The 20520-nt window shown below is 73.3% G+C and carries 19 protein-coding genes; 8 read left to right on the top strand and 11 right to left on the bottom strand.

The window, feature by feature from the left end:
• Positions 1-241 precede the first annotated feature (241 nt).
• The 3 genes from BM242_RS20780 to BM242_RS20770 form a co-directional block, all read right to left on the bottom strand.
• Positions 242-925: a histone deacetylase gene (locus BM242_RS20780; protein WP_425443900.1), complete on the bottom strand. Its 684-nt coding sequence runs from the start codon at positions 923-925 to the stop codon at positions 242-244.
• Between the two features lie 147 nt (positions 926-1072).
• Entirely contained in the window at positions 1073-2059 is a 987-nt protein-coding gene (locus tag BM242_RS20775) for a BsuBI/PstI family type II restriction endonuclease (protein ID WP_093840400.1), read from the bottom strand.
• A gap of 40 nt (positions 2060-2099) precedes the next feature.
• The gene (locus tag BM242_RS20770; RefSeq protein WP_245834337.1) at positions 2100-3695 is read right to left on the bottom strand and encodes an Eco57I restriction-modification methylase domain-containing protein; all 1596 of its coding nucleotides are present in this window, start codon (positions 3693-3695) and stop codon (positions 2100-2102) included.
• 127 nt (positions 3696-3822) lie between these two features.
• Between BM242_RS20770 and BM242_RS20765 the strand changes: the two genes are divergently transcribed.
• From BM242_RS20765 to BM242_RS20755, 3 genes are read left to right on the top strand one after another with little or no spacing between them, the layout of a single operon-like run.
• On the top strand, positions 3823-5442 hold the full coding sequence (locus BM242_RS20765; protein ID WP_093840398.1) for an ABC-F family ATP-binding cassette domain-containing protein: 1620 nt from the start codon (positions 3823-3825) through the stop codon (positions 5440-5442).
• A complete protein-coding gene (locus BM242_RS20760) occupies positions 5439-6191 on the top strand; it encodes a nucleotidyltransferase domain-containing protein (RefSeq protein WP_245834335.1) in 753 nt (250 codons plus the stop codon). Before BM242_RS20765 ends, BM242_RS20760 begins: the two co-directional genes overlap by 4 nt.
• 59 nt (positions 6192-6250) lie before the next feature.
• On the top strand, positions 6251-7027 hold the full coding sequence (locus BM242_RS20755) for a nucleotidyltransferase domain-containing protein (RefSeq protein WP_093840466.1): 777 nt from the start codon (positions 6251-6253) through the stop codon (positions 7025-7027).
• A gap of 109 nt (positions 7028-7136) precedes the next feature.
• Here BM242_RS20755 and BM242_RS20750 read toward each other — a convergent pair whose 3' ends face one another.
• A complete protein-coding gene (locus BM242_RS20750) occupies positions 7137-7631 on the bottom strand; it encodes an OsmC family protein (protein ID WP_093840397.1) in 495 nt (164 codons plus the stop codon).
• Positions 7632-7822: 191 nt separating this feature from the next.
• Between BM242_RS20750 and BM242_RS20745 the strand changes: the two genes are divergently transcribed.
• Positions 7823-8320: a carboxymuconolactone decarboxylase family protein gene (locus BM242_RS20745; RefSeq protein WP_093840396.1), complete on the top strand. Its 498-nt coding sequence runs from the start codon at positions 7823-7825 to the stop codon at positions 8318-8320.
• An 80-nt stretch (positions 8321-8400) separates the two neighbouring features.
• Here BM242_RS20745 and BM242_RS31220 read toward each other — a convergent pair whose 3' ends face one another.
• A complete protein-coding gene (locus tag BM242_RS31220) occupies positions 8401-8547 on the bottom strand; it encodes a hypothetical protein (protein ID WP_425443899.1) in 147 nt (48 codons plus the stop codon).
• Complete coding sequence (locus tag BM242_RS20740; RefSeq protein ID WP_093840395.1) at positions 8490-8972, bottom strand: phage holin family protein; 483 nt, start codon at positions 8970-8972, stop codon at positions 8490-8492. The genes BM242_RS31220 and BM242_RS20740 overlap by 58 nt, the downstream gene beginning before the upstream one ends.
• Positions 8973-9154: 182 nt before the next feature.
• Between BM242_RS20740 and BM242_RS20735 the strand changes: the two genes are divergently transcribed.
• From BM242_RS20735 to BM242_RS20720, 4 genes are all read left to right on the top strand, one after another.
• Entirely contained in the window at positions 9155-10450 is a 1296-nt protein-coding gene (locus BM242_RS20735; protein ID WP_093840394.1) for a DUF1015 family protein, read from the top strand.
• A 169-nt stretch (positions 10451-10619) separates the two neighbouring features.
• On the top strand, positions 10620-11663 hold the full coding sequence (locus BM242_RS20730) for a ketoacyl-ACP synthase III family protein (protein ID WP_175541505.1): 1044 nt from the start codon (positions 10620-10622) through the stop codon (positions 11661-11663).
• A gap of 73 nt (positions 11664-11736) precedes the next feature.
• Positions 11737-12834 carry a helix-turn-helix domain-containing protein gene (locus tag BM242_RS20725; RefSeq protein WP_093840392.1) on the top strand — a complete coding sequence of 366 codons (1098 nt, stop codon included), beginning with the start codon at positions 11737-11739 and terminating at the stop codon, positions 12832-12834.
• Positions 12831-13373 (top strand): PIN domain-containing protein, encoded by a 543-nt coding sequence (locus BM242_RS20720; protein WP_093840391.1) that lies wholly within the window; start codon positions 12831-12833, stop codon positions 13371-13373. Before BM242_RS20725 ends, BM242_RS20720 begins: the two co-directional genes overlap by 4 nt.
• Positions 13374-13419: 46 nt before the next feature.
• Here the strand turns inward: BM242_RS20720 and BM242_RS20715 are convergent, their stop codons facing one another.
• The 5 genes from BM242_RS20715 to BM242_RS20695 all read right to left on the bottom strand — a co-directional run bounded on the left by BM242_RS20715 (position 13420) and on the right by BM242_RS20695 (position 20482).
• Positions 13420-14724: a dihydrolipoamide acetyltransferase family protein gene (locus BM242_RS20715; protein ID WP_093840390.1), complete on the bottom strand. Its 1305-nt coding sequence runs from the start codon at positions 14722-14724 to the stop codon at positions 13420-13422.
• A 55-nt stretch (positions 14725-14779) separates the two neighbouring features.
• Positions 14780-15745: an alpha-ketoacid dehydrogenase subunit beta gene (locus BM242_RS20710; RefSeq protein WP_093840465.1), complete on the bottom strand. Its 966-nt coding sequence runs from the start codon at positions 15743-15745 to the stop codon at positions 14780-14782.
• 71 nt (positions 15746-15816) lie between these two features.
• On the bottom strand, positions 15817-17022 hold the full coding sequence (gene pdhA, locus BM242_RS20705; protein ID WP_093840389.1) for a pyruvate dehydrogenase (acetyl-transferring) E1 component subunit alpha: 1206 nt from the start codon (positions 17020-17022) through the stop codon (positions 15817-15819).
• Positions 17023-17120: 98 nt separating this feature from the next.
• A complete protein-coding gene (locus BM242_RS20700) occupies positions 17121-17882 on the bottom strand; it encodes a thioesterase II family protein (RefSeq protein WP_093840388.1) in 762 nt (253 codons plus the stop codon).
• The gene (locus BM242_RS20695) at positions 17879-20482 is read right to left on the bottom strand and encodes a type I polyketide synthase (protein ID WP_217652557.1); all 2604 of its coding nucleotides are present in this window, start codon (positions 20480-20482) and stop codon (positions 17879-17881) included. The genes BM242_RS20700 and BM242_RS20695 overlap by 4 nt, the downstream gene beginning before the upstream one ends.
• Between the last annotated feature and the right edge of the window lie 38 nt (positions 20483-20520).

Genomic DNA, 20520 nt, shown 5'->3' with positions numbered 1-20520 from the left:
GCGGTTCTTTCGTGTCTGCACGTCGGCTCCCGGTGGCTGGGCAGAGGGAAATCGGCGGACTCTGAGGGTGGGAGCGCTCCCAGATAGGGGCGAGTGGACTTGGGAGCGCTCCCAACCCTGGCCAGGCACTTTCCACCGAGCCGGTGACCGAGTCAAGAGGCCGGACAGGAGCTGAGTCATTCGGATCGTTTCTGATCGATTTCGTTCTCCATGGCGGTCGTGCACGGCGGCCGGCGGCGGTTCAGCGCGGGGCCGGCGCACCGGGCCGCAGCAGGGCGGCGACGGCCGCGGGCGTCCAGTGCCCGGCCGCGCCGGGGCAGGCGGCCAGATAGCGGCCGGTGCGCTCGGCATCCCAGCCGTGCGCCTCGGCCACCCCGCGGCCGAGGGTGCGCAGATAGGCGGCGGCGGGCGGGACCGGCTCCGCATCGGCGGCCCGCCAGGGCGCGGTGAAGGTCAGCACCGGGTGGCCGTCCGCCTCCCCGGCCGCCACCAGGGTCTCGTACCGGCCCGGGCCGAGCCGGGCACGGCCGTGGGCAAGGACCTCCCGAAGGTCCAGATCGACGCGGGGCTCGCGGTACATCTCCTGGGCGGCGATGTCGGAGAGCTGGCCGACGGTGAGCAGATGGGCGCGGGCGGCGGTGGGACGCCCGGTGTCCTCGGGGTCGTAGAAGGCGCGGCCACCGCCCCAGACCGGGGAACGGGTGGCGAAATAGAGCGAGCCCGGCAGCATCAGCGGAACGGAGCGGCGGGGCGGCCGGGGATCGCGGCAGCCGGGATAGGACCGGCCGGGGCCTGGGCCGCCGCGCAGATAGTGGCCGAGCCGGGCCAGATCCATGTTCGAGCCGTAGGCCGCGTACCAGACATACGTCTCGCCGCCGTCCCTGGCCGCGCTCCCCGGCGCCTGCACGGTGGTCACACTTCCGATGATCCGCGCCGGCCCCGCCTCCGCACCCCTGGAGCCGGGGCCGGAACAGGTCCGCTGCTCGCGGTCTTCCCCACCACCGGCGACGAACTCCTCCACCTCACCGGCGGCACCCCGCACCCCGTCCACGCCTGAACGCGCTCAGCGGCCTCAGCGGTCGCCGTACGGCCCGAGGAAGCGCTCACCGTTGAAGTGCACCATGTGTGTGCTGTCCTCAGCCACCCAAACCTCGGTTTCCCAGGCGATGCGGGCGGCGAATTGCCGGAACTTCTCCTTGTTCTGGAAGGCGGTGACGAAGACCAGACCCGGTCGTGCTCCTGCGAAGATCCTGCTGAGCTCCGCACGCCGCTGGCCGTCCACCGGTCCCGTCGAGGTCACTGCTTCAATCAGCACCAGCCAGTCCCTCTCCCGGTAGTGAATCACCACATCGGGCATTTTCCCGTGCGCATCGGTCGTCACACCCAGCTGGGCCAAATATGCGGACTCGTCAATGATCCACTTCGACCCGGTATCACCGAGATATGCAATCACCCCGCCAGGAGTGAACTGCGGCGCAAAGGACTGGACAACTTGTCCAATGAGTTCACTGTGAGCGCCCGGACTCAAAGATACGATGGACCCGTCCGGAAGTACTACGGGAACACGGCGGGCCGCCCGCTCAGCAGCCCATTTTTCACGCAGCTTCCCCCACTCCTTGTGGAACTCTTGCAAAGCATCGTCCCAGGCAGCCGTGCCGAAGGAGGACAGCGCCTGAAGAGCGAGAGGGCTCGGGTGGTAGCGGTTGTTCTTGTCGTTCGTGGCCCTTCCTGGCGCGTCCGAGTTCTGGAAGAGTACGCCGGCCGAAACAAGCTGGTACACGGATTCCTTGCGAACGGATTCCCTGGTGTTCGGCGCATATCGGGTCGGGTCCTTGATTCCCTTGGGAATGTCCGGGTAATAGTCCGCCATCCACTCCATACATTCGGTGATACCGAGGCTGTTGACCCGCACCGCCGACCACTCCTGGGCAGGACGGAGATCGCACATGGCAAGGAGCACGAGAGCAGTGCGCGTGTTCTGCTGTCCGGGTGGCAGCCCCAGCGCCGCAAGGATCTCCCTCGCCTCGCGGACCTTCTTCTCCTGCTGTTCTGCCGTCATCCGCCTGCCCTCCGAGCAACGCCGCTGCGTGAGTAGGCCGTTACTCTACAGGCAAGCCGCTGCTCATCGGCGGCGGGCCCGAGCGGCCCTCCCCGCCCCGCGCCACGTGCCGGCCGACCAGGTCGTCGATCTTCGCCTGGTCCGACAACACGCCTGGCTCCCACTCACGGCCGAGAGCTTCGAGCTGTGACGAGCTCGGGTAGCGGAGATTTCTCAGATCGGTCGCATTGACCTGGGTGTGGCCGCTGAATCTCCGGATGAAGCGGTCCAGAAGACTTGAGTTGAGCCACAGACACAGACCACGGGCGGTATCACGCATGATTCCTCCGCCGTTGCGGTGGAAGACGTTCACATGATTCTCGAAGCCGATCCGTTCGCAGGGCGTCTCCTCCGGGTCGAAGACGGCAGCCACCACGCGGCGCCTCTCCTCCTTGGAAGAGAGACGCTTGACGACGACGTAATACCCGGAAGGGAACGTCATTTTCCGGGTCTCTTCGTTGAGCATGATGGCATTACTCTTCCGCGCCTCTGGAACTGGCCAGATAATCCCACCCTCCCGCATGTGCAGCGGATAGATCAGGGGAACCGCCCCCGCGACCGGGTCGGGGCGCAGGTGCTCCTTGCTGCGGAAGTCGACCACACGCCCCGTGGAAACCTGGCAGCCGATCCCGGAGAGAGCGGACGGCAGGCCGGCATGCACAACGGCAAGCTCCGTGTCCTCCTCACCGATACCGATGTGGAGGAAACTCTCGGGATCCGCCGGATGAACCATGTCCTCGTAGCGGATGGTGCGACTGCGAATGCCGCCCGCATGACTACGACTGGTGGAGACGGTCACCGCTCCACGATCGGCAGACTCCACCCGGGTCGCCGAAAAGATTACGTTCTCCTGGAGCACATTGGCATCCGCGAAAACAGCGTTTCGCGACTCGAAAACATGCAAATGGTTGATTTCCATCCGCTTCAGAAGATATTTCCGGAACGGCCGGAAATACAGACCATTCGTGAAGCTGCGCGGCGTAATGGCCAGCAACTGTCCGCCGGGCGACAGGAGACGGATACCCAGGGCCAGGAACGCCGAATAGAGATTCGATGTCTCGGTGCAGGCCGCGGTGACCGCCTTGCGTTCACGAGAATTCGCGGCCAGCTTCTTGTACGGAGGGTTCATGATCACGAGATCGAAGGGACCGCGTGTCCGGCCGAACAGCCCCTCCTCTTCCGTCGCCCATGTGATGAAGTCACGACCGACAAGGTGGACTTCCACCTCGCCGCCGACCGCTCGAGCCGTTCGCGCACAGTCGTCGAGCGTGGCCTGCAAGGAAGCGTGCAGCAGAGGGTCGACCTCGCAGGCCGTGACGGTGATCTTCATGCCGGGCCGGTGCCGGAGGACACGCGTCACGAGAGAGGCGGTGAGGGAGCCGACACCGGCACCGGGATCCAGGATATGGAGCTCATTCTTGGTATCCAGGGCGTCCGTGCAGACCAGAGAGGCAATGAAGTCCGCCACCGGGGCAGGAGTGAAGTACTGCCCCAGCCTGGCGCGGCGCGCGGCACCGAGCACCGAGGACGCTTCCTGCCTCCGCGCTTCGGTACGCATCACCAGATCCATCCCCGCTGCCGGGGCTTCCGTTGCCATGCGCACAGCCTAGCCAGCGGCTTCTCCCGCCCGTCCGGCCTGTGGACAACCCCGGTCGGCACGCCCCGGCCGGGCGGGGCGAAAAGGCTTTGTGGGGGGTTGGTCGGGGCCGGGAGAATCGGCCCGCATGGGACACCTTGAGGCCGCGCATGTCGAGTACTACCTGCCGGACGGGCGACTGCTGCTGAACGACGCCTCGTTCCGGGTCGGGGAGGGCGCGGTGGTCGCGCTGGCCGGGGCGAACGGCGCCGGCAAGACGACGCTGCTGCGGCTGCTGGCCGGGGAGCTCCAGCCGCACGGCGGCACCGTCACCGTCAGCGGCGGCCTGGGCGTGATGCCGCAGTTCGTCGGCTCGGTGCGGGACGAGCGGACGGTGCGGGACCTGCTGGTGTCCGTCGCCCAGCCGCGCATCCGGCAGGCCGCGCAGGCGGTGGACGCCGCCGAACTGGCCATCATGGAGCGGGACGACCAGTCCGCCCAGATGGCGTATGCGCAGGCGCTCAGCGACTGGGCCGAGGTGCGCGGCTACGAGGCCGAGACGCTGTGGGACATCTGCACCACATCCGCGCTGGGCATGCCGTACGACAAGGCGCAGTGGCGGCCGGTGCGCACCCTCTCCGGCGGTGAGCAGAAACAGCTGGTGCTCCAGGCCCTGCTGCGCGGCCCGGACGAGGTGCTGCTGCTGGACGAGCCGGACAACTACCTCGACGTCCCCGGCAAGCGGTGGCTCGAGGAGCAGCTGGCCGCCACCCGCAAGACCGTGCTGTTCGTCTCGCACGACCGGGAGCTGCTGGCCCGGGCCGCGCAGAAGATCGTCAGCGTGGAGCCTGGCGCGGGCGGCTCCGAGGTCTGGGTGCACGGCGGCGGCTTCGCCACCTACCACCGGGCCCGCGAGGAGCGCTTCGCCCGCTTCGAGGAGCTGCGCCGCCGCTGGGACGAGAAGCACGCCCAGTTGAAGAAGCTGGTCGTGGATCTGCGACAGTTCGCCTCCCGCAGCGACGACATGGCCTCCCGCTACCGGGCCGCGCAGACCCGGCTGCGGAAGTTCGAGGAGGCCGGGCCGCCGCCGGAGCCGCCGCGCAGGCAGGAGATCCGCATGCGGCTGCGCGGGGGCCGTACCGGCGTCCGTGCGTTCGTCTGTGAGGGGCTTGAGCTGAGCGGGCTGATGAAGCCGTTCGATCTGGAGGTCTGCTACGGCGAGCGGGTCGCGGTGCTGGGCTCCAACGGCTCCGGCAAGTCGCACTTCCTGCGGCTGCTGGCGGGCGAGCAGGTCGCGCACCGCGGGACGTTCCGGCTGGGCGCGCGGGTGGTCCCCGGGTATTTCGCCCAGACGCACGCGCACCCCGAGCCGGCCGGCCGCTCGCTGGTGGACATCCTGTGGACCGAGCACGCCAGGGACCGGGGCGCGGCCATGAGCGCGCTGCGCCGCTATGAGCTCTCCCGCCAGGGCGACCAGCCCTTCGACCAGCTCTCCGGCGGCCAGCAGGCCCGTTTCCAGATCCTGCTGCTGGAGCTGGCCGGGACGACCGCCCTGCTGCTGGACGAGCCCACCGACAATCTCGACCTGGAGAGCGCCGAGGCGCTCCAGGACGGCCTGGAGGCGTACGAGGGCACGGTCCTGGCCGTCACCCACGACCGCTGGTTCGCCCGCGCCTTCGACCGCTTTCTGGTCTTCGGCTCCGACGGCCGGGTCCGGGAAACGGACGCGCCGGTCTGGGACGAACGCCGCGTGGAGCGGGCCCGGTGACCGCGGCCGGGAGCGCGGGCGGGGGCGCGGGCGCGCCGGACGTCGGGCATGGGCTGGTGGCGCGGCACACCCTGCTGTCGGTGATAGCCGGTTCCCGCGCCCACGGGCTGGCCACGGACGGCTCGGACACCGACCGGCGCGGGGTCTACGCCGCGCCGCCGGAGGCGTTCTGGCGCTTCGGCAAGCCGCCGGACAGCGTGGAGGGTCCGCTGCCGGAGCAGCTGAGCTGGGAAGTGGAACGTTTCTGCAAGCTCTGCCTGGCCGCCAACCCCACCGCCCTGGAAGTGCTGCACTCGCCGCTGGTGGAGCGCCGCACCCCGCTGGGCGAGGAGCTGCGCGCGCTGGCTCCCGCGTTCCTCTCCCGGCACGCCTACCGCACCTTCGGCCGGTACGCACAGCGCCAGGCCGACCGGGCGCGGGCGAGGCGGCAGGCCGACGGCGAGGTGCGGTGGAAGCAGCCGATGCATCTGCTGCGGCTGCTGCTGACCGGGGCGGTCCTGCTGGAGACCGGACGGCTGTGCGTCCGCATCGCCGCGGGCGAGCAGCGGGAGCGGCTGCTGGCGGTGCGGCGCGGCGAACTCACCTGGGCGGAGATCGACGACTGGCGGCAGCGCCTGCTCGCCCGGCTGGACCGGGCGCTGGAGCACAGCCCGCTGCCGGCCGAGCCGGACACCGCGCGGGTCGAGACATGGCTGGTGTCGGTGCGGCACCGCACACTGGGCACGGACAACGGGGAGGCACTGCGGTGAACACCACGGACACCACGGACACCAGGGACGCCAGGGACGCCATACGCACCCTGCCGGGGATGCCGGATCTGGCGCCGGTGATCGAGGGATACGAACATCCGCTGGTGTTCGCCACCGTCTCCGGGGCGCATCTGTACGGCTTCCCGTCGCGCGATTCGGATGTCGATCTGCGGGGCGCGCATCTGCTGCCGCTGCGCGAGCTGGTCGGCCTCACCGAGGCGCCGGAGACCGTCACCCGCTCCTGGACCCACGACGGCACCGAGCTGGATCTGGTCACCCACGATCTGCGGAAGTTCGCGGGCCTGCTGCTGCGGCCCAATGGCTATGTGCTGGAGCAGTTGCTGTCCCCGCTGGTGGCGCACACCTCCCCGGTGCACACGGAACTGAGCGCGCTGGCACCGCGCCTGTTCACCAGGAACCACGCCCGGCACTACCGGGGCTTCGCACTGGGCCAGCGGCGGCTCTTCGAGCGGACGGGCGAGCTGAAGCCGCTGCTGTACACCTTCCGGGTGCTGCTGACGGGCATCCGGCTGCTGCGCACCCACGAGTTGACGGCACATCTGCCGACCCTGCTGGACGAGGAGGCCGAGGCCGCGGTGCCGGGTGGCCCGCCGGCGTATCTGACCGAGCTGATCGGGGCCAAGGCGTCGGCCGAGCACGGGCTGCTGGCGGAGGTGGCGGACGCCCCGGGCGCCGACCGGCTGGGCACGGACATCGACCGCCTGCACGCCGCCCTGGACGAGGCCGAGCGGCGCTGCACCCTCCCCGACCACCCGGCACCGGCCACCGCCGCCGAGCTCAACGACCTGGTGATCGCCGCCCGCGGGGTCAGATGAGTCCGTCGGTGGCCGGCGTCAGCTCGAACGGTGCGGGGAGCCGGACGGGCCTGCCGGGGCTGTGGCGGCAAGCCGGAGGCCGATAGAACACCCGATGGGGTGAGGTGGTTCAGGCGGCGGGGCGGCGTACGGTGACGGCGGGTTCGTGGTCGACGGGGAAATTGACGGAGTTGGCGATGTAGCAGGCCTCGCGGGCCTGCTTGTGCAGCGCCAGGGCGCGCTCGGTCATCGACTCGTCGGCGACCTCCACCCGGGGGCGCAGCACGGCGCGGGTGAACCGGCCGCCCTTGGCGCCCTCCTCGGCCATGAACGCCTCGGCCGGGTCCCGGTAGGCGGTGACCTCGACGCCGTTCACCGAGCAGAAGTGCAGGTACCACAGCAGGTGGCACTGGGAGAGGGAGGCGAGCAGCAGCAGTTCCGGGTTCCAGCGGGCGCCGTCCGCGCGGACGGACACGCCCGGGTCGGCGCTCGCCGGCAGCACCGGCCGGCCGGGCGCGGTGGTGTCCGCCAGCCGGTCGAAGGCCCGGTAGGTGCGGGTGCCCTCCCCCGCGTTGCCGGTCCAGACCGTCTCGGTGGTGTACGTGTGCACCCGTTCCGACGCCATGCCACACCCTCCCAAGCGCTCGCTCAGCACACCGCGACCGTCGTATCGTCCCGCAGCACCGGCCCGGGGCAGAAGGCCCTGCGGGGTGCGGTCGGTCACACCCGGTCACCCGATGCCGCCGTCGAAGACCGCCGTCGCCCGCTCCCGCGGGGCGTCGGCGCGGCGCGCCGCCTCGGCCTCGACATGCCGCCATGGGCGGGGTGCCGAACATGGCCCGGGCCATGGCGCACAGCCCCGCCGCGCTGGAGGGCTTCCTGGCCCTGGCCGCCGCCCTGGGCGGCGGCGTGCTCCCGGCCGCCACCCAGGAACGGACAGCGCTGGCCGTGTCCGAGGCCAACGGCTGCTCCTACTGCCTGTCGGCCCACACCCATGTCGCCCGCGAGGTGGCCGGACTGCCGCAGGAGGAGATCTTCGCGGCCCGGCGCGGCACCAGCGCCGACCCCAAGGAGGCCGCCCTGCTGCGGCTCGCCGTCGCGGTGCTGCGCAGCCGCGGACGGGTGGGCGAGGAGGGCATCGAGGAGGCCCGGCGGGCGGGCATCACCGATCCGGAGATCGTGGAGGTCATCGCCAATGTCGCCCGCAACATCCTCACCAACTACCTCAACGAGGCCCTGGCCGTGGACATCGACATCGAATGGCCGCCGGTGACCCCGGAGGAGGGTGGCGAGCGGCACTCCGCCGCGGCCTGAGCGGGCCGGGCGGCGCCGCCGGCCGGGGCACCGGCACCCGCGGGCCGCGGCCGCGGGGTGCACCGGCCGGCGGCGGAAGCTCAGTGGCTGCCCTTCTCGGCCGAGCGGTGCCGGCGCAGCCGGGCCGCGCGGCTGGGCCGGCGGCGGCGCTGGGTGAGGTTACGGGGGTTCAGCCGCTCGGCGAGACGGTTGACGTCGTTGTTGAGCTTGTCGAGTGTCGCATCGATGTCGGCCTTGATCCGATCGGGTGACGTGCCCATCGCGCGTCCTCCTTGAGACTGTCCAGGGTCTTGCGCGGCTTGGGTGAGAAGGACCGCATCCCGATCCGTCCCAGAACGAACAGCACCGCCCCGATCACCGCCCACGCGCCGGTGACGATCAGCGCCGACCAGGCCAGGCCCAGCACGTTGTCCAGCGCGAACACCGCGGTGAAGGACCCCAGCACGGCCACCATGTAGCCGGCGAAGCCGGCCCCGCCGAACATGCCGGCGGCCTTGCCCGCCCGGCGGCCCTCCTCCCGGATCTCCGCCTTGGCCAGCTCCATCTCCTGGCGGAGCAGCGTCTGCACATCGGTGACGATCTCCGAGACCAGCTCGCCCAGCGGCGGCTCGCCGCCCGGCCCGGCGCCCTCCGTCGGATGCGGGGTCGCCATGTGCTCGGTTCTCCGGGTCCGCGTCCGCGGCGCTGCGACGGTCGAAAAGATGCCCACGGCTCCTCCTCTCCCCTCCCCTGCCTGCTGTCGAGTGGAGCACGTTCCCGGCCGCCCCGCAGCCCGGGCGGGCCACCGGGGCGGACCGCGAGTCCGTCTCAAGGGCGGAGGCGGAGAGTGCACATATGAACCCCTCCCCCGTCGTGGCGGGGACGGCGACAGCGCCGGCCGCCCGCCAGCCCCGGGCATCCGCCGCCGGCCGGCCGGCGCTGTCGCCGTTCCGCGGAGTGCGGTTCGCGCCCGGTGAGGCCACCCTGTCCGAGCTGACCTCCCCGCCCGATGTGCATCTCGACCCGGCGGCGCTGCGGGCGCTGCGCCGCCGCGCCGCGCACAACGTCCGCGGCCTGCTGCCCGGCGGGACGCCCTGGGACGGCCTGCCCACCGCCGCCGTCCGGCTGCGCCGCTGGCTGTCCGACGGGGTACTGGTCCGCGACCGGGTCCAGTCGCTGTACGTCTACGAGCAGGCCCGCGGCGAACGGGTGCTGCAGCGCGGCCTGATCGGCGCCCTCGGGGTGCGCGAGCCGCGCGAGGGCGCGGTGCTGCCGCACGCCCGGGCCCTGGCCGCCGACCCCCGGGACACCGGTTCCCCGGACGCCGGGGATCCGGCCGGCGCCGACATCGAGCCGCTGTACGGCCTCTACCGGGGCGACGGGCCGCGCGGCCGGATGGCCGCCCTGCTGGCGGAGACCGTCCGCGCCACCCCGCCGCTGGGCGAGGCCACCGCCGAGGACGGGCTCACCCACCGGCTGTGGGCGCTCACCGCGCCGCACCGGCTGGCCGCCGTGGCCGCCGTGCTGCGCGACCGTCAGGTGCTGCTCGCCGACGGCCACCGGCGCTGGGCGGCGGCCCGCGCGCTGCGCGCCGCCCACCGCGCGCGCGGCTCCGGTCCCGGGCCCTGGGACCACCGGCTGGCGCTGCTGGTGGACGTGTGCTGCCACCGGGTGCCGGTGCATCCGGTGCACCGGGTGGTGCCGGGCGTACCGGTCGGGGTGGCCGCGGCGCGGGCCGCCGCCGTCGGCCGGGTGCGGCGGCTGCCCGGGGCGCTGGACGCGGCGGTCGCCACGCTGGCGGAGGCGGCCCGCGGCGGGCCGGCGTTCCTGCTCAGCGGCGAGGGCGAGCACCATCTGGTGACCGGGCTGCGGGGCGGACCGTCCCGGCCGGGGATCACCGCACTGCACCAGTCCCTGTTCCCGCTGCTGCCGCTGGCGGCGGACGGCCCGCCGCGGGCGGTACGGGCCAGCCAGGGCGCGGTGGTGACGCAGGCCCGGCAGTGCGACGGCACCGCAGTGCTGCTGCATCCGCCGACCCTGGACGAGCTGTTCACGCTGGCCGGGCGCGGCGAGCTGCTGCCGCCGCGCTCCACCGCCTTCGGCCTCAGACCGCGCACCGGCATGGTGCTCCGGGTCTCCACCGGGCCCTGAGCCGGGGGACGGCCGGCGGGCGGCTCAAGGGGATCGCGAGCAGACCGGGGCAGCCTGGCCGCGTACCGCGTACCGCGACCGGCCGGCCGCCGGCACTGCCGTCATGCCGTCGCCGTCGCCGCCGTCGCCGTCGCCGTCGCCGTCGCCGGACCATCGCCGAGGAGGGGCCATGCGCTGGGAGAACGTCCATGTCGCCGGGGTGGGGGTGTACCTGCCCGAGGAGGTGCAGACCGCCGAACAGGCCGTCGCCGAGGGCCGGTACGACGCCACCGCCGCCGCCGTCAACGGCGTGCGCGCGGTCCGGGTGGCGGGCCCCGGGGAGACCGGCCCGGTGATGGCCGCCGAGGCGGGCCGGCAGGCCCTGGCCCGCTCCGGGCACGCCCCGCAGGACATCGATCTGGTGCTGCACGCCTGCACCAGCCACCAGGGCCGGGACCTGTGGACCCCCGCCCACTTCGTCCAGCGGGAGGTGCTCGGCACGCACGCCTCGGCCGCCATCGAACTGCGGCAGGGCTGCAACGGCGTGCTGAGCGGTCTGGAACTGGCCGCCTCCTGGGCGGCTTCCCGCCCCGGCTCCGGGGCCGCGCTGGTGACCTGCGGCGACGCCTGGCACCTGCCCTATGTGGACCGCTGGACCAGCGACGACCAGACCGTCTTCGGCGACGGCGGCAGCGCGGTGGTGCTCTCCGCCCGCGGCGGCTTCGCCCGCCTGCTGGCCACGGTCAGCCGCTCGGACGCCTCCCTGGAGCCGCTCTACCGCGGCATGGGCCCCTGGGACGAGACTCCGTTCCCGGACGGCAAACCCGTCCGGCTCGGCGACCGCCCCGGCGAGTGGCTGCTGCGCGACAAGGTCGCCTACGACGACGTGCTGGCCACCGTCGCCGGCAACTTCGACGAGACGCTCCGGCAGGTCCTGGAGGAGTCCGGCACCGGCCTGCACGACGCCCGCTGGTTCGTGCACGCCTCCATGATCCGGCCCATCGCGGAATGGGGCTTCGGCAAGCGGCTCGGCCTGGACCCGGCCCGCACCACCTACGAGTGGAGCCTGGACTTCGGCCACGTCGGCAGCAGCGACCAGCTCATGGGCATCAACCACCTGGCGGAGACCGGCCGGCTCTCCCCCGGCGACCGCGTCATCACCGTCGGCGCCGGCACCGGCTTCATGTGGACCGCCGCCGTCCTGGAAATCGAGCACACCCCCGACTGGCCCTGAGACCCCCGCCCTCCGGCCGCCCCCGCGCTCCCGGGCACACGGCGACATCCGGGCTCTGTGCTAGTTTCGCACAATGGAGATCGGGTCGCGTGTTGCCGAGGCCAGGGCCGAACGGGGCGTCACGCAGATGCAGCTTGCCGCCGCCATCGGCATGGATCGCACCGCACTGGCCAAGATCGAATCAGGCAGTCGCCGGGTATCGGCCGTGGAACTCGTGGCCATCGCGCGCGAGCTGGGACGGCGGGTGGAGTGGTTCGTCGACGAAGCCCCGCCCGCGCTCGCCTCGTACCGCGGAGCCCGCCCGGAGGCGGCCACGCAGACGATCGACACAGAACTGGACTCACTGGTACGGGACACCGAGTTCGTCACCTCGCAGTGCCCCGAACTGGTCGGAGGACAGCCGGAGCCGCTGCCCCATCCCGGCACGGCGGAAGAGGCCGAAGACCTGGCGGCCTCCGCACGCCGCCTTCTCGGCCTGGACCCCGGGGAGCCGGCGCACGACATCACACGGCTCGCCGCCGACGCAGGGCTGCTGATCTTCGCCGCGGATCTCGGCGAAGGTGCCGATGCGGCCACAGTGCTGCTGAAGCGAGGTGGCGTCGCTCTGGTCAACGGGCACCGGCGGGTCGGCCGCCGGCGGCTCGCCGCAGCCCACGAACTGGGGCACTACCTCATCGCCGACCCGTTCACCCTGGACTGGCGCGTCACCGCAGCGGAGCACCAGGGCCTCGAGGCCAGGCTGGACCGCTTCGCACGCGCCGTGCTCCTGCCGGCCCGCGATCTGCGGACTCGCTGGACACAGTGGATGAGCATCTCCGACGAAACGTGGCGCGATGCCGCGGTGCGCGCCGCCAGCCACTACGGAGTGGACATGGCGACCCTGGCACGCAGGCTGGTCGAGACGGGTCTGGCCGAAGGGGTCCGCGCGGACGAGATCCGCCGTGTCCAGACAAAGCAGGCGGACATCGTGGAGAAGAACCTCGTCGTGCGGGACGAGATGGCTCCCGTATCCCTGCCACGCCCGTATGCGCGAGCCGTACTCACGCTGTACCGCCGCGAGGTGGTCACCGCCGACCGTGCGCTCGGACTGCTCCGTGGCACCTTCGACCGGAATTCCCTGCCCGACCTTCCCCCCGCGCCGGAGGCGGAGATCTGGGAAGTGACGTCGTGACCGGACCGGAAACCCCGTACGTCCTCGACACCGGCCCGCTGAGCCATTTCGCCCGCGCGCAGTGGCTCGGCGTTCTCAAGACCATTCTGAAGGGCCATCCCGTACTGATCCCCGACGTCGTCGCGGAGGAACTGCGGAACGGCACCGGCCAGTACCATCACCTTCGCTGCGTACTCGACGCCGAATGGATCGAGACCGTCACGCTGGAGACGCCCGCGCAGCTGGCGGCATTCGTCCGCTACGAGCGCCGGCTGGTCGGTCCGGACGGGCGCAACCTCGGCGAGTGTGGCGTTCTTGCCCTGGCCGAGAGCCGGCCGGGCGCCGTCGCGGTTCTGGACGACCGGGTGGCCGTCCAGGCCGCTCGGGGCCGCGTCACCGTCCGCCGCACCCTGGGGCTGCTGTGCGACGCGATCCGCGCCGGGCTGCTCACCGTGCCGCTGGTGTCTGCGATGGCTGACGACCTGCTCAGAACGGAGTATCGGCTGCCGTTCCCGCCGGGCGGCTTCGCCGCCTGGTGCGCCAGGGAAGGGCTCTTCTGAGCCACGCGCCGCCGGGACCCGGCGGCCATGCAGAGCGTGGCAACGGTCAGGTCCAGGCGATGAGGTGGTGGGGGGATTCGAGGATGGCGGCGGTGTCGCCGAGCACGAGGGCGCCGAGTTCGCCGTCGACCAGGCGGTGGTCGAAGGAGAGGGCGAGGGTGGTGACGTGCCGGGGCACCACCTGGCCGTCGTGCACCCAGGGCTGGAGCCGGATGGCGCCCAGCGCCAGGATCGCGGACTCGCCCGGGTTGAGCAGCGGGGAGCCGCTGTCCGCGCCCAGCACGCCGATGTTGGTGATGGTGAGGGTGCCGCCGCGCAGCGCCTCGGGGGTGGTGCGGCCCTCCCGGGCGGTGCCGACCAGATCGCCCAGGCCGGTGGCGAGCTGGGCCAGGGTGAGCCGGCCGGCGTCCTTGATGTTGGGGACGACCAGTCCGCGCGGGGTGGCGGCGGCGATGCCGAGGTTGACCGCGGAGCGGTGGACGATCTCCTGGTTCTCCTCGTCCCAGGCGGAGTTGATGTCCGGATGCCGGGCGACGGCGGTCAGCAGGGCCCGGGCGGTGAGCAGCAGGGGGTTGACGCGCAGGCCGTCGAGCTCGGGGACCTGGCGGAGCCGGGCGACCAGCTCGACGGTGGCCGTGACGTCCACCGTGCGGTGCAGCGTGGCCTGGGGGATGGCGGCGCTCCTGACCATGGCCTGGGCGGTGGCCCGGCGCACTCCGCGCACCGGCTCCCGCCAGTCGCCGGCCGGGGCGGGAGAGACGGGGGCCGCGGCGGCTGCGGGGGCCGCGGCGGCGTGGATGTCGTCGCGGGTGACCGTGCCGCCCGGGCCGGTGGGCGGCACGGCGGCCAGGTCCACCCCGAGCTGCCGGGCCAGCTTGCGGACGGGGGGCTTGGCCAGGGCGGCCGGTGAGGGCGCGGGCGCCGCGGCGGGCACGGGCGGGCCGGGGGAGCGGCGGGGACGGCGGCGCGGGGCCTCGGCGGCCACGCCGTAGCCGACCAGGACCGGCTGGCGGGCCGGCGCGGCGCAGCCGGCGCCGGAGCCGGAGCCCTCCTCGGTGGAGGGCTCCGGCCCGGCGGCTCCGGCTGTGGTGATGCGGATCAGGGGGGTGCCGACGGGAACGGTGGCGCCCTCGGGATGCAGCAGGGACTCCACGGTGCCGTCGAACGGGATGGGAAGTTCGACCGACGCCTTGGCGGTCTCCACCTCCACCACGGTCTGTCCGTCGCTCACCGGGTCCCCGGGACGGACGTGCCAGGTGAGGATCTCCGCCTCGGTCAGTCCCTCGCCCAGATCGGGCAGCCGGAACTCCTGGGCGTGCTGGGCGGTCGGGCTCGCGGTCGCGGTGCTCACCGTTGTCTCTCCTGGGGATGGCTGATGCGGTCGGCGGAATCAGCGGAACCGGCGGTCAGTGGGCGAGGGCGCGGTCGACGGCGTCCAGGACGCGGTCCAGGCCCGGCAGATACTCGTGCTCCACCCGGGCCGGCGGGTACGGGGCGTGGAAGCCGCCGACCCGCAGCACCGGGGCCTGGAGCGAGTAGAAGCAGGACTCCTGCACGGCGGAGGCGAGTTCGGCGCCCGGCCCGAAGAACGACGGCGCCTCGTGGGCCACCACCAGCCGGCCGGTGCGGACCACGGACTCGGCGACCGTCCCGGTGTCCAGCGGGGACAGCGAGCGCAGGTCGATCACCTCCAGGGAGCGGCCCTCCTCGGCCGCGGCCTGGGCGGCGGCCAGGCAGACCGCGACCATCGGCCCGTAGGCGGCGAGGGTGAGGTCGGTGCCGGGCCGGACCACCCGGGCCTGGTACGGGGAGGCGGGCGGGGCGTCGAGGTCCACCGGGCCCTTGTCCCAGTAGCGGCGCTTGGGCTCGAAGAAGATCACCGGATCGGGGCCGGCGATGGCCTGCCGCAGCATGCCGTAGGCGTCGGCCGGGGTGGCCGGGCTGAGCACCTTCAGCCCGCCGGTGTGCGCGAAGTACGCCTCCGGGGATTCGCTGTGGTGCTCCACCGCGCCGATGCCCCCGCCGTACGGGATGCGGATCACCACCGGCAGGGTCACCGTGCCGTGCGAGCGGAACCGCATCTTGGCCAGCTGGGTGACGATCTGGTCGAAGGCCGGGAAGACGAAACCGTCGAACTGGATCTCCACCACCGGCCGGTAGCCGCGCATGGCCAGCCCGATGGCGGTGCCCACGATGCCGGACTCGGCGAGCGGGGTGTCGAACACCCGGGTCTCCCCGAAGTCCTTCTGGAGGCCGTCGGTGATCCGGAAGACGCCGCCGAGGGTGCCGACGTCCTCGCCCATGACCAGGACCTTGGGGTCGTCCTCCAGGCTGCGGCGGAGCGCCGCGTTCAGGGCCGCGGCCAGGGTCAGCTCCCCGGCGGGAGCGGCCGGGGCGGTGGCCGTGGTGGCGGTGGCTGTGGTGGCGGCGGTGGCTGTGGCGGTCACCGGTCCTCGTCCTCCTCCGGTGCGAAGCCGTCCTGGTAGGCGGCGAACCAGGCGCGTTCGGCGTCCACCTGCCGGTGCCCGGCGGCGTGGATGTGCTCGAACATGACGGACGGCTCCGGATCGGGCATGGTGCGCACCGCGGTGCGCACCGAGCGGGCCAGTTCCCGGCCGTCCTCCTCGGTGGCGGTGAAGAAGGCGGCGTCGGCGGCGTCCAGCCGCTCCAGGTGGCGGCGCAGCCGCTGGACGGGGTCCTTGGCCTGCCATTCGGCGAGCTCGGCCTGCATCCGGTAGCGGGTGGGGTCGTCGGAGGTGGTGTGCGCGCCCATCCGGTAGGTGAACGCCTCGATCAGCACCGGGCCCCGGCCGGAGCGGGCCCGTTCCAGGGCGGCGCGGGTGACGGCCTGCACGGCCAGCACGTCGTTGCCGTCCACCCGGACCCCGGGGAAGCCGTAGCCCTGGGCCCGCTGGTAGAGCGGGACGCGGCTCTGCCGCTCGGCGGGGACCGAGATGGCCCACTGGTTGTTCTGGCAGAAGAAGACCACCGGCGCCTGGTTGACGGCGGCGAAGGTGAACGCCTCGGCCACATCGCCCTGGCTGGAGGCGCCGTCGCCGAAGTAGGCGATCACCGCGCTGTCCGCGCCGTCCCGGGCGACGCCCATGGCGTATCCGGTGGCGTGCAGCGGGTGGGCGCCGACGACCAGGGTGTAGAGGTGGAAGTTGTGCGCGGCCGGGTCCCAGCCGCCGTGCGTGACCCCGCGGAAGATGGAGACCAGGGAGACCGGGTCGACGCCGCGGCACCAGGCCACACCGTGCTCGCGGTAGGAGGGGAAGACGAAGTCGTCGGGGCGCAGGGCGTGCGCGGAGCCGATCTGGGCGGCCTCCTGGCCGGCCAGCGGGGTCCACAGGCCCAGTTCGCCCTGGCGCTGGAGCGCGGTGGCCTCGGCGTCGAAGGCGCGGGTGAGGACCATGTCCCGGTACATGCGGCGCAGGGCCGCCGGGTCCCGCTCCGGGGTGAGGTGCGGGTGGGGTACGGGTTTGCCGTCCGGGGTGAGGAGTTGCAGGGGCTCCCGGCCGGCGGTCACCGCCGTCAGGGGCGGCGCCGCCGTCGCGTCCTCGTCGGCGGCGGCTGCGGCGGCCGGGGCCGGGTGGCGCCGGCCGTTGGGCCGCGGCGCGGTGCGTTGTCTGGCGGTCGTCGCCGGCATGGGCGGTGTCCTCTCGTGGCTGCCCGGCTCGGGGCCGGTGGGCCTGCGCGTGGTCGAAGGCGTGCGGGAGGGGCGGCAGGGTCGGGGGAAGCCGGGGTTCAGCGGCCGGCCGGCTCGGCGGCCGTGGCGGCGGCCCGGATCTCCGCCACCAGTTCCCTGGTGAAGCGGGGCATGGCCTGGCCGGTGAAGTAGAAGTGACCGCCGGGGTAGACCCGGCGCCGGAGCCGGCGGCTGGTCACCGCCGACCAGCCGGCCATGGCGGCGGGCGGGGCCCAGCCGTCGTCGGTGCCGCAGAACACGGTCAGCGGGCAGGACAGCGGCGGCCGGCCGGCCTCGGGCCGGTAGGACTCCACGGCCCGCATGTCGGCGCGGGTCAGCTGGAGGAACCGGGCCAGGAACTCGGGGACCGAGGTGAGCTGCTCGGGCAGCCCGCCCATGGCCTGGACGGCGTTCAGCAGGCCGTCGTCGTCGAGTTCGGACAGCCGGCGCCGGCTGCGGTAGCCGGGCGGCACCCGGCCGGAGACGCCCACCCACAGCGGCGGGCGGCCCTGGCCCTCCAGGAGGCGGGCGAGTTCACTCGCCACGATGGCGCCGAAGCTGTGGCCGAAGAACGCGACGGGCGCGTCCAGCCAGGGCTCGATGTCGGCCAGCACCCGGGGCAGCACGAGCTGGATGTCCTCCAGCGGGCGCTGGGACGCCAGCCGGCCGCGGCCGGGCAGGTCGTAGGCCATCAGCTCCCAGTCGGCGGGAAGCTGCCGCCGCATGGGGTGGTAGACGGTGGAGGAGCCGCCGGCGTGGTGGAAGGCGAACAGCCGCATGGCGGGACGCTCCACGGGCACGGGGCGCAGAAACGAATTCACGAGCCGGCCTCTTCCGGGGTGTGGTCTGCGTTCTCGGCGATGTAGCGGGCGAGCCGGCCGAACAGTTCGGACAGCGGGAGTTCGATGTCCACCTCGTCCACCGGGATCTCGACCCGGTAGCGCTCCTCGATGCCGACGGTGAGCTGCATGGCGGTGAAGGAGTCGCCGCCCGCGTCGAGGAAGGTCAGCCCGGTGTCGAGGTCCTCCTCGGTGCGCATGATGCGGACCAGCTCCTCGCCCAGGAAGGCGGTGATCGCGGTGATCCCGTCGTCTCCGGTCTCGTCCCCGGTCCCGTTCCCGGTCTCGTCCCCGGCGTCGTTCCCGGTCTCTTCTCCGGCCCCGGCCCCGGCGCCCCCGGTGACGGGGACGGCCGCGGGCAGTGGTTCACCGATCCAGCAGGAGCGGTCGCGGAACGGGTAGGTGGGCAGGTCGCCGGAGAGCACGGTGCCCGGGGCGCGCAGCCCGGGGAAGCGGAGGTCGCAGCCGGCCCGGTACAGCTCGGCCAGGGCCTCCAGCAGCAGGCCGGGCGCGGCCTCCGGGTCGCGGTTGAGCAGCGGCGCCGCCCCGCCGTCCCAGGACAGTTCCGCCACATTGGCGGCGGACGCCGGGAGCGGGCGGCCTTCCTCGGCCCGCAGGCCGAAGCCGGCCAGCAGCCGCCGGAACACGGTCCCGGCCTCCTGGGTGGCGTCGTCGTCCGAGCGCAGCGAGGGGAACGCCGTCAGCACGTCGTTCAGGCCCTTCTCCACCAGCACCCGGTCCGGTCCCAGGCGCAGCCGCACCGCGGCCGGGGCCATCTTCCCGGCCCGCCGCCTGGTCTCCTCGGCGCGGGTCAGCGCGTCGGCGAGTTCCGCCGCGCCGGTGCCGGTGACGGCGATCCGGTGCTCGAACGCGACCCGCCCCTCGCGCAGCGTGGCGCAGGCCGCGGCCAGTCGTCCGGCGGGCAGCCCGCGCAGATGCGCCGCGGTCCGTTCGGCCAGCGCGGCCAGGCTTTCGGGGTGCCGGGCGGAGAGGGTGACCAGCTCCGGCCGCGAGCCCCGGCCGGCGCCCACGGCGGTGGCGGCAGCGGCGGCGGACTCCGCGGGGCCGGCGGCGGGCCGGTAGTCCTCCAGCACGGCATGCGCGTTGGTGCCGCTCATGCCGAGCGCGCTGATGCCGGCCACCCGGCGCCCGTAGCCGGCCGGCCAGTCCTCGGCCCGGCGCGGCACATGCAGCTTCATCCGCCGCCAGGGAATGAGGTGGTTCAGCGGGCCGTCCCGCTCCGGGGAGCTGGCCGGGATGCGGCCGGCCCGCAGCATCAGCACCACCTTGATCAGGCCGGCGATCCCGGCCGCGCTCTCCAGGTGGCCGATGCGGGCCTTGACCGTGCCCAGGGCCAGCGGCGCGGGCCGGCCCGGCGCGCCGGTGCCGAGCACGCTGTCCAGCGCGCCGGCCTCGATGGGGTCGCCCAGCGAGGTGCCGGTGCCGTGCGCCTCGACATAGCCGACCTCCTCCGGGCCGATGCCGCCGTCGGCCAGCGCCGCCCGCACCACCTCGGCCTGGGCCGGGCCGTTGGGCACGGTCAGGCCGGAGGAGGCGCCGTCGTGGTTGACGGCGGTGCCGCGCAGCACGGCCAGCACGGGCCGGCCCTCGGCCTCGGCGTCGGCGAGCCGCATCAGCACCACGGTGCCGACGCCCTCGCCGCGGCCGTAGCCGTCGGCGCTGTCCAGGAACGCCTTGGAGCGTCCGTCCGGGGCCAGCGCCCGGCTCTGGCACAGCGAGACCATCAGGTCGGGCGAGAAGAACACGTTGGCGCCGCCGACCAGGGCGTAGCGGCATTCGCCGGAGCGCAGCGAGCGGGCCGCGCCGTGCAGCGCCACCAGGGAGGACGAGCAGGCGGTGTCCATGGTGACGGCCGGGCCGGACAGGCCCATGACGTAGGAGATCCGGCCGGCCGCCATGGCGTGGCCGCCGCCGGTGCCGTAGTAGGGGTCGATGGCGGCGCGGGTGTCCTCGCGGTGGGCGAGCCGGTCGCCGTAGTCGGAGGTCATCAGGCCGATGAACACCCCGGCGCGGAGCCGGTCGTGGCGCCGCACCGGGATGCCGGCGCGTTCCATGGCCTCCCAGGAGGTCGCCAGCAGCAGCCGCTGCTGGGGGTCGAGCACCTCGGCCTCGCGCTGGGAGATGCCGAAAAAGGCGGGGTCGAAGCGGTCGACGGAGCCGAGGAATCCGGCGCGGTCCACATAGCTGCGGCCGGGCCGGGGCCCGCCGGGCGAGTGGACCGCGCGCAGTCCGGGGCGGTCCTCGGGGACGGGGCTGACCGCGTCGCCGTCCCCGAGGAGGAAGTCCCAGTAGTCCTCGGGGGTGTTGAGGCCGCCGGGGAACCGCAGGCCCATGCCGACGATCGCCAGCGGCGCGGAGCGGGCGTCCTCCAGCTCCCGGATGCGGCTGCGGAGCTGCTGGGACAGGGCCAGTTGCTGTTCGATGACGCGGCGCAGGTCGGTGGTCTCCATGGTGGCCCCCTGGTGATGGGTCGGGTGGTGGGTGGTGCGTCGCTCGGTGCGTCGCTCGGTGCGCCGCCCGGGGCGGCGCCCCGGGCGGCGCGGGGTGCGGGCGGCGGTCACCCACCACCTCACTGGGACGGGTCGGTCACGGTGGTCAC

The organism is Streptomyces aidingensis (assembly GCF_900112355.1).
GTDB classification, from domain to species: Bacteria; Actinomycetota; Actinomycetes; order Streptomycetales; family Streptomycetaceae; genus Streptomyces; species Streptomyces aidingensis.
The sequence above is the reverse complement of the archived record's forward strand: the minus strand, read 5'-3'. Positions and strand labels throughout refer to the sequence as shown.